This is a genomic window from Flavobacterium glycogeni, from assembly GCF_048286775.1.
Lineage (GTDB): Bacteria > Bacteroidota > Bacteroidia > Flavobacteriales > Flavobacteriaceae > Flavobacterium.
Map to the genome: position 1 here is coordinate 16,833 of NZ_JBLVPV010000018.1, position 12,018 is coordinate 28,850.

A 12,018-nucleotide genomic window follows, 5' to 3' on the forward strand; every position below is an offset into this window, starting at 1 on the left:
TGTGATTGTAAATAATAAATATTATAAATTTGCGTTTTGATATATAATTTATTGTTAAAATTACATCGGCTAAAATTATTAAAAAGTTTGATGTTGATTACGGGTTAATTATTATATTGCGGCACTTAAATTATTACCTACTAAAGAGTATGAAAGCAAACAAAATTATGGGCTTACGATTGTTGATATCAATCCTGTTGGTGATTGGTTTTTCCAGTTGCAGTAAAAAGTCCAGCTCCAAAAACACCTCAAGAGCAACCGGTTGGAATATGGACAGCAAAAAAGCAGGTTCAAGTAAAAAACAACAAGCAGGACCAGGTTTGGTTTTTGTTGAAGGTGGTACATTTACTATGGGAAAAGTAGCAGATGACGTTATGCATGATTGGAATAATACCCCAACACAACAACACGTACAATCTTTTTACATGGATGAAACTGAAGTTACTAATTCAATGTATTTAGATTACCTAGATTGGTTGAAAAGCGTTTATCCGCCCACTGAAGAAAACTATAAAAACATATATGAAGGAGCCTCACCTGATACATTAGTTTGGAGAAATAGATTGGGTTACAATGAAACGATGACTAATAACTATTTAAGACATCCTTCTTATGCTGATTATCCTGTTGTGGGAGTAAATTGGATTCAAGCAGTTGAATTCAGTAATTGGAGAACACAACGTGTGAATGAAGCGCTTCTGGAAAAAAACGGGTATCTTAAAAAGAATGCAAAAACACTAGATGTAACGGCTGATAGTAACTTTGATACAGAAACCTATTTGAATTCACCAACTTTGGCTTACGGAGGAAATGAAGAGATTGTATTAAAAGGAAAAAATGGAGGTAGAAAAACTCCTAAAGCAGGAAAAGACGGTAAAGTTATAGAACCGAAAAATGTTTATGCACAACGTTCTTCAGGAATTCTTCTTCCTGAATACAGACTTCCAACAGAAGCTGAATGGGAATATGCAGCAGCTGCTGATGTAGGTCAAAGAGAATACAACATCTACAAAGGTCAGAAAAAATACCCTTGGTCTGGTGGTTACACTCGCTCTGGGAAAAGACAAAGTAAAGGGGATCAGTTAGCCAATTTCAAACAAGGTAACGGAGATTACGGTGGAATTGCAGGTTGGTCTGATGACGGTGCAGATATTACAAATGAGGTTAAGAAATATCCTGCAAATGATTTTGGATTGTATGATATGGCTGGAAATGTTGCTGAATGGGTGCAAGATGTTTACAGACCTATAATTGATAACGAAGGAAATGATTTTAATTATTATAGAGGAAATCAATATACTAAAAATAAAATCGGAGCTGACGGTAAAGTTGAAATTGTTACTGCAGCCAATATGAAATTTGACACTTTAAGTAATGGGAAAATAGTTGCCAGAAGATATCCAGGTCAGATTGCTCAAGTTCCAGTTGATGAAAAAGAAACGTATTTGAGACAAAATTTTGACAAAAGTGATAATGTCAATTACAGAGATGGTGATAAACAATCTACCAGATACTATAATTTTGGATCTTCAGAATCTGATACTGAAAAAGAAAAAGAGGAGAAAATCATGTATAATTCTCCTAAACACAACGTTACAACGGATAGTTTAGGTAAGATGGTTAGAAAATATGATAAATCAAGCAAGAGAACAACTTTTATAAATGATGAAGTTAGAGTTTATAAAGGTGGTTCTTGGAGAGATAGAGCGTATTGGTTAGATCCAGCGCAAAGAAGATATTTTCCGCAGGATATGGCTACAGATTACATTGGTTTTAGATGTGCTATGTCTCGAGTAGGTCCTAAAGCAGACAAGAAAAAATCAGCTAGAAATTAAATTTTTATAAAATAAAAATAAAAGCCCTTTGATTAGGGCTTTTATTTTTTTAAATCGTTTCAAATGGATATTAATTACATTCATAGTTTATTTTTAAAATGTAAATCGGTTTCGATAGACACACGCAAGATTGAGATAAATTCCTTATTTGTTGCTATAAAAGGGGAGCGTTTTGATGCGAATACATTTACGAAAGAAGCACTAGATAAAGGGGCTTCTTATGTCATAATTGATGATGAATCTTATTTTATTGATCAAAGAACCATCTTAGTCGATGACAGTTTAATAGCCTTGCAGAAACTGGCTAAGTTTCATCGGGAGTATTTAAAACTACCTATAATAGCGCTTACGGGAAGTAATGGAAAAACAACTACCAAAGAACTAATTCATGTTGTTCTTTCTAAAAAATTCAATACCAAAGCAACAGTTGGAAACCTGAATAATCACATTGGTGTGCCATTGACATTGCTTTCGTTTACTTCAGAAACAGAAATAGGAATAGTTGAGATGGGGGCGAATCACAAAAAAGAAATTGAATTTCTATGTGAATTGGCAAAGCCGGATTATGGCTATATCACTAATTTTGGTAAAGCTCATTTAGAAGGTTTTGGTGGTGTTGAAGGAGTTATTGAGGGAAAAAGTGAAATGTATCACTACCTTTCGGTAAATGATAAACTTGCTTTCATAAATTTGGAAGACCCAATTCAAGTTGAAAAATCAATGTCGTTAAAATCATATTCTTTTGGCGTAAATAAAACAAATGCGGATGTAAATATTACATCTGTTAAAGCAAATCCATTTGTAGCAGTAAATTATTCTAATCTAACCATTTCAACGCATTTAATAGGTTTATACAATGCCAATAATATTAATGCAGCTCTAACTATTGGGAAGTATTTTGAAATCGATGATGCGGCAATAAAAGAGGCTTTAGAGAGTTTTGTGCCTGAAAATAACAGGTCGCAGTTATTGACAAAAGGAACAAACCAAATTATTCTGGACGCCTATAATGCAAATCCGAGCAGCATGACGGTTGCTATTGAGAATTTCCTGCAGTTAGAGAGTTCAAATAAGGCAATGATTTTGGGAGATATGTTTGAGTTGGGACAAGAAAGTCAGCAAGAACATAAAGCAATAGTTGCAATGCTTTCGAATGAAGATAAAGTGAAATGTTATTTTATAGGTTCGGCATTTTATGCCAATAAAATGGAGAAAAGTAACTTTTGGTTTTATACTACATTTGAAGAGTTTTCTAATGATTTGCCAATGGCTGAATTCAATAATAGTACTATTTTGATAAAAGGATCCAGAGGAATGGCATTGGAGCGAACTTTAGATTTCCTGTCGTAAAGAACCAATTTTTTTTAAATAGAAATGCCATCATGAATTATTATGATGGCATTTTTGGTTCTGTTAAATGCTCATTAGAAATCCAATCAGATTCTCTTTCTTGTTAAGCCCTAGTTTTTTTCTCAATCGGTAACGTGCTAATTCTACTCCTCCGTTTGAAATATTCATGATTTCGGCAATCTCTTTCGTTGACATATTCATTAATAAATAGGTTGATAAATCCAATTCTCGGGGAGATATTGTAGGATATTTTTCTTTTAATCTCTTGAGGAAATCAAAATGGACATTCTTAATGTGTTTTTCCAAGTCTTTCCAGCTTTTGTCCGCATTAACTTCTTTGGTGATGCTTTTATTCAACTTTGTGAATTGGAATTTGGTAGAATCATCAAAGGATTCAACGTTGATGTCTTTTAATTTGTAAATGATGCCATTTAGGATTTTATTTTTCTTAACTACTTGCAAAGAGTTGTTGACTAATTCTTTATCCTTTGCTAAAATCTTAATTTGAAGCTTGTCACTTTTTAATTTTTCAATCTCTTTTTCCAGTTCATATTGCTCATGCCTTATTTTAGACTCTTTCTCCAAATAAAGCCTTCGTTGTTCAACAGTTTCGTAATATTTGTTTTTTCTGATTTTCATTTTTACTCTGTTGCGAATGAAAAATACAGAGGCGACAATTAGTAAAATATAAAATAAGTACGCCAGAAAATGTCTGTACCATGGTGGAGAAACGGTAAAAGTAGCAATTGCTTCTTTCGATTGAATGCCATGACTATTTCGTACTTTTAATTTCATCTTATAATCACCTTCTCTTAAATTGGTGTATTCTTTAATTGAAATGGAAGACCAAGCGCTCCATCGGTCATCAAAACCTTCCAGTTGATAAGAGAATTCTACATTTTCAAGATTCTCATAGGTTGGAGACGAGAATGTGAATTTTACATGATTTGCTGTGTAAGGTATTTTTAGCTTCTCAATCTTATTTTGCCCATTTCCTAAAATTATGGTGTCTCCCGGATAAGAAAAACTTCGAATAAAAACGTTTGGTTTAGTTACGATGTTGTTTCGTAATTTGCAATCATAATGAGCTAATCCGTCTGTTAGTCCTATAAATATGTTTTGTGGATTAATCGTATTGACCGAAAGATAATTGGTGACTAAATTACCCGTTAAGTTTGAAAATGGGGCAACAATGTTTGTATAGCTGCCATCGCTGTTTTTTATAAGTTCGCCTAATGATTCATTAAAAACATACCAGAGATTTCCATTGGCATCTTCGGTTAGTGTGTTGATTTTGGGAATGTTTTTAAATACGGAACTCATTTTTTTATCTTCATAAAATAAGTCTTGCTCTTTTGAATATTTGTAAAAATGATTGTTTGTTTGAAAGTAAATGCTGTTGTTTATTTTTTGAATGCTTCCAAACCCTTTTTCGGTAGCGGATAAGTTCTGTATGGTTTTTATGGATTTGAATTTTTTCAAATCATCAGATAACGCCATTTGATACAGGAATTCGTCTTTTTTCAGCCATAAATAATCGTTGTCTAGTTCAATAGATATTGAGGATTTATCAAAACCCGCAATTTGATTTTTGAATTTTAAACCATTAGCTGTTTTTTCGAATATTGCAAACCCATTGTAATTGGATCCTATAACAAAATTGGGGTGGTTGGGGATTGTTTTGAATCCAAAATAGCCGTTTTTATCCAATACTTTTATGGTCTTGCCTCCTTTGATTATTAGTGCTCCTATGTTATTTGCACAAATCAATTCGTTGTTAATTACTTGGATGTTCCATGCTTGGGCAGTTGTGCCTTCAACAAGAGTAAAGGCATCTTCTTTAACTGTCCCGTTCCACGAATGATAAAATACGCCTTGATTTGTGGCAACATATAAATTGCCGTCATGTATTACTGATGCATATACAGTACTAATGTCATAACTGAATCCAAAATAGGTAAATGGAGAGTTTTCGTTAATAAATGCGATTCCGTTGTCTAGGCCAAGCCAAAGATTGTTTTTATTGTCAACAAAAGAAGTAAGTACAGTGTTGTTTTGGATTCCTTTTTTTCGGTTGATGTGTTGGGTTATTTTACCATTAAGGTCTGAAATAATGATACCATTTAAAACAGAGTTTAGGACTATGAATTTGTCTTTAATAACAACACCTCCAAGAGAACCATTTTTTTTAATGAAAATATCGGCTTCGGTATTCCAAGGGGTTATTTTTTCATTACTATATATAAAAAGTCCTTTTTCTAAAGTCGCTATAAGAAGTTTGTTGTCAGGCATTTTAAAAATCGCCCAAACTTCGGTGTTGTTTAATGCAGTTGTGCCTTTTAGAGGGTGCAGTTGTCCGTTTTTGAATTCTAATAACCCAGCTGCGGTATCCTGAAAATAAAGCGTGTTGTTTATTTGAAATGAAAATTGAAATCGTTTTGGGGCTTTGAGTATTTTAAGTTTATTGTTTTTAAATAGATATGCTCTAGCGAAAGATTGAAAAATTACTTCACCTTTAATAATATGAATCTTCCAGACAAAATCCAGCTCTTTGTTATTTTTTGATTTAATTATTCTAGATAAGGAAGTGTATTTTAGCTTGCCTTTTGAATCGGCTTTGAAATAGCCTAATTCTTTATAACCTCCAACATATATTTTACCGGATTCGTCAATCTTTACACAGCGAACGGATGTGGAATTAGGCAGGGCATACTTAGTCCATGAGGAACCGTCAAATTGATAAAGGCCATTGTTGTTGGCAAAGTATAGATTTCCATTTTTATCCTGATCAATACTCCAGTTTTGAGTTCCGCCTTTATAGTCGGTTCTTTTATAATTTCGGATGTCAGGGACTCCAATGTTTTTTACCTGTCCAAACAGTATTGTTGATAACAAAAACAAAAAAAATAGAATATGGAATTTTGTAGTTCTCATAATTAAATTGTAAACCTAATGACTTGGTTGTTGTTTGAAAATGCCTTTTCTGCTACAATACACGCTTTTAACGGCATATTGTTTTGGGTTAAACTCATGTTAACAGCTAAAATAGCCGTTTTTAATATATGTAGTGTTAGTTTTTTAATTTAACTTTTTAATAACAATGTAAAATATAATGTAAAATATTATTTATTAGTATTTTAAGTATTTTTTGATGTGTTTTTGTTAAGTATTAAAAAAGTGTTTGATGTGTTTTTGTAATAAAAATTTAAAATGAATATAGAAAAAATAGTCCTAATATTGCTTCAAATTACTAATTAATTAACCAAAATTTTTAGAAATATGAAATTTACAAAACTATTCATTTTTTGTCTTTTATCTATTCTATTCTCAGTTTATGCACAGGCGCAAGATGTTACTGTAAACGGAAAAGTATATGACGAAAACGGGGTGCCCATCCCAGGAGTAAGCGTTTTAATCAAAGGAACTTCCAAAGCTTCGGCTACGGATTTTGATGGGAATTATCAAATTAAGGCCGATTCAAAAGGTATTTTAGAGTTTAGTTATTTAGGTTATATTACAGCCAAGGAACCTATTAACGGAAGAAATCGAATAGATGTTAAACTTAAACCTTCAACAGAGACCTTACAAGAAGTTGTAGTTGTGGGTTACGGAACTCAAAAGAAAAGTGTTGTTACTGGTGCAATATCCAGTGTAAAAGCAAAAGATCTTGAGAAAGTGCCAAATGGTCGTATCGAGCAAGCTCTGCAGGGTAGAGTTTCCGGTGTTACTATTGCTGCCAGTTCTGGTCAACCAGGTTCTGCATCAACAATCCGTGTCAGAGGGGTAACTACTTTTGGCGATGGCGGTAATAATCCTCTTTGGGTTGTTGACGGTGTGGTTGTTGAAGGTGGAGGAATTGGATTTCTTAATCAATCCGATATAGAATCAATTGAAGTGCTGAAAGATGCCGCTTCTGCTGCAATCTATGGAACTCGTGCGGCAACAGGAGTAATTTTGGTTACAACCAAAAAAGGAAAATCAGGAAAAATTACTGTTAACTATAATGGGTTTGCAGGGATTTCATCACCAGAAAAGACTTTAAATTTACTTAATGCCACTCAATACGGTGCTTTGTTAAATGAAAAATCAGTTGCTGCCGGTGGACCCGTTATTTTTCCTAATGTATCTGCTTTAGGTGTTGGTACGGATTGGCAGAAAGCGATTTTTAATACCAGTGCTTTCCGTTATTCTCATGAGTTAAGTATCAGTGGAGGAAGTGATGTTTCAAATTTTTATGCTTCTTTTGGAATTCAAGATCAAGAAGGAATCGTTTCCACAGAAATTTCAAACTATACCAAAAAGAATTTTCGTTTAAACTCTACGCATAAATTATCTAAAGTATTTACTTTCGGACAAACTTTAGGTTTTTCGAGACAAAAAACAATTGGTATTGGAAATACAAACAGTGAATTTGGTGGGCCATTAAGTTCAGCGATCAACTTGGATCCAACGACTCCTTTGATAGAAACAGATCCTGTAAAAGCGAATGCCGCACCTTACAGTACAAATCCTGTAATTCGTGATGCAAATGGAAATCCTTATGGAATCTCCAGCCTAGTTGGTCAAGAGATGTCTAATCCTTTGGCTTATGCTAAAACAAGATTAGGAAGTTATGGTACTTCAGATGATTTAGTTGGAAATGCCTATTTGGAAGCGGCAATAACTAAACATATCAAAGTGAGATCAACTCTTGGTGCAAAATTATCTACATGGGGAGGTCAGGGATTTACACCTGTTTTCTATTTAAGTGCTACTTCAAATGTGCTTAAAAACAATTACAGTAAATATGAAAATAAAAATTTTGCGTGGAATATTGAAAACATATTGACGTACTCAAATCAATTTGGGGATCATAATTTAACGGTGTTATTAGGTCAGGGATCTTATGTTGATAATATTGGTGGAGGTCTTGGAGCTACAATGTTTGGATTACCGGTAACTAATTATCAAGATGCCTCTTTCAACTTTGATATACCGCAGTCTGATAGAAGCAGTTATACATTCGATTTGACAGAACATAAATTGACATCTTTGTTTTCACGTGTAAATTACGATTACAAAGAAAAATATTTGTTTACTGGAATTATTCGTCGTGATGGTTCAAGCCGTTTTGGAGCCAATAATAAATTTGGGGTATTTCCATCGTTTAATTTAGGATGGGTTTTAACCAAAGAAGATTTTTGGAAAGAAAGCAAAGTACTTAATACTTTTAAAATTAGAGGTGGATATGGAGTGGTTGGGAATGATGCCATACCAGATTTTAGATATCTTTCTTTAGTTGCAGGAGGTTATAACTATTCTTTTGGTAATTCAGGAGCAATTACTACGGGTTATGCGAATCTTACACTTGATAATCCGGATTTGAGATGGGAGGAAACTTCTCAGGCAAATGTTGGTTTTGAATCGAAATTTTTTAATGACATAAACCTTACTGTAGACTTATACAAGAAATCAACCAAAGGGATTTTACGTCCTATAAATATACCAGGCTATGTTGGCGTTACTTCAAGCCCAATTGGGAATGTAGCTGATATGGACAATAAAGGGATTGAGGTTGAATTAGGGTACAAAAAGAATTTTGGAGACTTTAATTTTTCAGTTAATGGTAACGTTGCTTATTTAGAAAATAAAGTTACTTATGTGGCAGCTGATTCTAATTATTTAGTTGGTGATGCTTCTTTTCAATCTATGGGTGCAGTTACAAGAACGCAAGTAGGACAATCGTATAATTCATTTTACGGATTTAGAACAGCAGGTATTTTTCAAAATCAAGCTGAAATAGATGCTTATACTAATTCATCAGGAGGTTTAATTCAACCAAGTGCACGTCCTGGAGACTTCCGTTGGGTTGATACTGATGGTAATGGTTCAATTGGAGATGATGACAAACAATTTTTAGGAAGTAATATTCCAAAATATACATTTGGACTGACGTTGAATTTAGATTATAAAAACTTCGATTTTATGGCATTTGCTCAAGGAGCGGCAGGGAATAAAATTTTCCAAGGATTACGTAGGTTAGATGTTGGAAATGCCAACTATCAAACTATTGCTTTAAACCGTTGGACAGGAGAAGGGACGTCTAATGATTATCCTAGACTTACGAATAATGATGCCAATGGTAATTTCAGCAAAATGTCAGATTTTTATTTGGAAAAAGGAGATTATCTAAGGCTGAAATTAGTTCAATTAGGATATTCATTGCCTAGTAGTGTAGTAAGTAAAATTGGAGCCAATAAAGTACGTTTTTATTTAACTGCCGAGAACTTGTTAACTATAACTAAATACACGGGTTACGATCCTGAAATTGGTGGAGGTGTGTTTGGAATAGACAAAGGGATTTATCCACAAGCAAGAACATTTATGTTTGGAGCCAATTTACAATTTTAATAAAATTAAGAATTATGAAAACGATAAAATTTAAATATTTATTTATTGCAGCAGCGGTGGTTTCATTTGGTTCCTGTTCGGAGGAATTTGTAGATGTAACACCTAAGGGTTCCTTTCTTTCCGAGAATTATTATGCTAATGAAGGACAAGCAACAGCCGCTCTGGTAGGAGTATATGATCCAATTAGAAAAAATTCAGGAGGATTTGACAACATAATTGCTATGATGAATTCCGGCTCAGATGATTTTTATGCTGGCGGTGGCGGAGCAACAGATGGAGAAGGTATTCACGCCTTTTCTACGCATACGCTAACAGCAACAAATGTGCAGGGTAGTTTTTGGAACGATCACTATCAAGGGATTTTTAGAGCAAATACATTGTTGATGAAATTACCCGGTGTTGCTATGTCGGATGATGTAAAATCCAGATTTGCAGCAGAGTCAAAAGCATTGCGTGCCATATACTATTTCAATCTAGTAAGGATGTTCAAAAATGTACCTTTGGTTTTAAATCCTTTAACAGCTTCAACTATGTATGATGTAGAGCAAGCTACTCCTGAAGCAGTATATGCTCAAATAGAAAAAGATTTGATTGAAGCTATAGCCATTTTACCGGCAACCGTTCCTGCCGATACAGAATCTGGACGTCTTACAAAAGGGGCAGCTCAAGCTATACTTGGGAAAGTATATTTACAAGAAGGTAAAAAAACTGAAGCCGCAGCTATTCTAGCCTTGGTAAATGGTACGCCGGGTGGAACAAATCAATATGGCAATAAATTGTTGACTAATTTTAATGATTTATGGGTAGTTTCTAATAAATTCAATACAGAGTCCCTTATAGAAGTTTCTCATACCAGTGCCGGTAATTCTGATTGGGATTTTTGGGGAAGCGGAAGAGATGAAGGAAATTCATTGAATGTTATGGTGGGACCTAGAAGTTACTCAAGACCAACAGGTTCTACAGCACCTGATTTACCATCGGGATGGAGTTTTAATGTAATCACGCAAGATTTATATGATGCAATAAAGTTAGATCCTAGATTTGGAGCTACTGTATTTGATCTTAAAGCCTTGAAGGCAGCTGGTCAAGCAGATTATATTGGAGGATATCAAGATACAGGATATTTTTTAAATAAATTTCTTCCTAGAAAAACGGATGTGAGAACTGGTGGCGGAGCGGCGGAATTAAATTACAAACAAAATTCTTATGTCATCAGATTAGCGGATACTTATTTGATGGAAGCCGAAGCATTAGGGACAGGAACAAGAGCACAGGCTTTACTTGATGCTGTTAGATCAAGAGTTGGTTTGCCTTCTATTCCGGTTACACTTGCCACGATTAAAAATGAAAGAAGAATGGAACTTGCAGGGGAAGGACATAGATTTTTCGATCTAGTTCGATGGGGTGATGCTGCCACTAAATTAGCCAATAGAGGTTTTGATGCGGGAGTAGATGAGATTTTCCCAATTCCGACTAGAGAACTTCAAGGTACCAAATTGAAACAAAACCCTGGCTATAATTAATAAAAGATAAAATTATGAAAAAGATAAGTAGGAGATTTTTAGATAAAATCGCAATAATAGTAGTTTCATTAATTATATTTTCAGGTTGTCAAACGGAAGATATAGGTGATGGTAATGGTCTAAGGACAGAAGGGTTAAATTCTGGATTTACAATAACTCCAGGTTCAAATGCTAATACTTTTAATTTAGCCTCTAGCCCGAATTCAACGGATTTTGTGTTTCATTTTTGGAATTTTGATGACGGAGCTGGTTCAGTTGCAGGAACTGCAGATAAATCTTTATTTCTACCAGATGTAGGTGTTTATAATATTACACATAATGTTTATGGTAAAGGCGGTAGTGCGGCGACCCCAACAACTCAAATGATTACTGTTACCACTCCGGATCCTGTTTCAGGAAATTTAGTTGAAGGGGGTAAATTGGATACAAATTCCGATATAAGTAAATGGACGGTTTTAAATATTAGTGCGTCTGGAACTTCTTGGGCTTTTGCAAATGGAAAAGCAACAGTTACAGGAGGCGGTTGGAATCAGCAAGGGTTTTATCAAGCTATCAGTGTAGTTTCTGGCAGGACATATAAAGTTGATATGGTGGCTTCTTCTACAAGTGGTGTGTCAAATACATGGTTTGAAGTTTTTGTATCTCCAACAATTCCAATTCAAAACAACGATTATTCTGCCGGAGGCAAAATACGTTCAATAAATACTTGGGCAGGTTGTGGCGGATCGGCATTTTCTGGAAAAATTTCAAGTGTAGGATGTGGAGGAACAGATAATGTTGGGACCTATAAGGCAACTGCTACAGGAACAGTTTATTTGGTTATTAAATGTGGAGGTGAGAATCTTAAGGATGGAATCTCTGTAGATAATATTGAGTTAAGAGGAATATAAAACAAGCCTAATTTAAGCTTCTGTAATTTT

Annotated in this window: 6 protein-coding genes; 5 read left to right on the plus strand and 1 reads right to left on the minus strand. The window is 34.3% G+C overall.

Going from position 1 to position 12,018, the window contains the following annotated elements; all coding sequences use genetic code 11:
* Positions 1–149: 149 nt before the first annotated feature.
* Both gldJ and ACNQGX_RS13525 read left to right on the plus strand, forming a co-directional pair.
* Complete coding sequence (gene gldJ, locus ACNQGX_RS13520; protein WP_417977069.1) at positions 150–1,835, plus strand: gliding motility lipoprotein GldJ; 1,686 nt, start codon at positions 150–152, stop codon at positions 1,833–1,835.
* A gap of 63 nt (positions 1,836–1,898) precedes the next feature.
* Positions 1,899–3,185, plus strand: coding sequence for a UDP-N-acetylmuramoyl-tripeptide--D-alanyl-D-alanine ligase (locus tag ACNQGX_RS13525; RefSeq protein WP_417977070.1), 1,287 nt, complete (start codon positions 1,899–1,901; stop codon positions 3,183–3,185).
* Positions 3,186–3,248: 63 nt separating this feature from the next.
* Here ACNQGX_RS13525 and ACNQGX_RS13530 read toward each other — a convergent pair whose 3' ends face one another.
* Positions 3,249–6,119 carry a triple tyrosine motif-containing protein gene (locus ACNQGX_RS13530; RefSeq protein WP_417977072.1) on the minus strand — a complete coding sequence of 957 codons (2,871 nt, stop codon included), beginning with the start codon at positions 6,117–6,119 and terminating at the stop codon, positions 3,249–3,251.
* Between the two features lie 345 nt (positions 6,120–6,464).
* On the opposite strand from ACNQGX_RS13530, the gene ACNQGX_RS13535 reads away from it, so the two are divergent.
* From ACNQGX_RS13535 to ACNQGX_RS13545, 3 genes are read left to right on the plus strand one after another with little or no spacing between them, the layout of a single operon-like run.
* Positions 6,465–9,575 carry a SusC/RagA family TonB-linked outer membrane protein gene (locus tag ACNQGX_RS13535; protein ID WP_417977074.1) on the plus strand — a complete coding sequence of 1,037 codons (3,111 nt, stop codon included), beginning with the start codon at positions 6,465–6,467 and terminating at the stop codon, positions 9,573–9,575.
* Between the two features lie 14 nt (positions 9,576–9,589).
* Positions 9,590–11,098 carry a RagB/SusD family nutrient uptake outer membrane protein gene (locus ACNQGX_RS13540; protein ID WP_417977076.1) on the plus strand — a complete coding sequence of 503 codons (1,509 nt, stop codon included), beginning with the start codon at positions 9,590–9,592 and terminating at the stop codon, positions 11,096–11,098.
* A 14-nt stretch (positions 11,099–11,112) separates the two neighbouring features.
* Entirely contained in the window at positions 11,113–11,988 is an 876-nt protein-coding gene (locus tag ACNQGX_RS13545) for a hypothetical protein (RefSeq protein ID WP_417977078.1), read from the plus strand.
* Positions 11,989–12,018 lie beyond the last annotated feature (30 nt).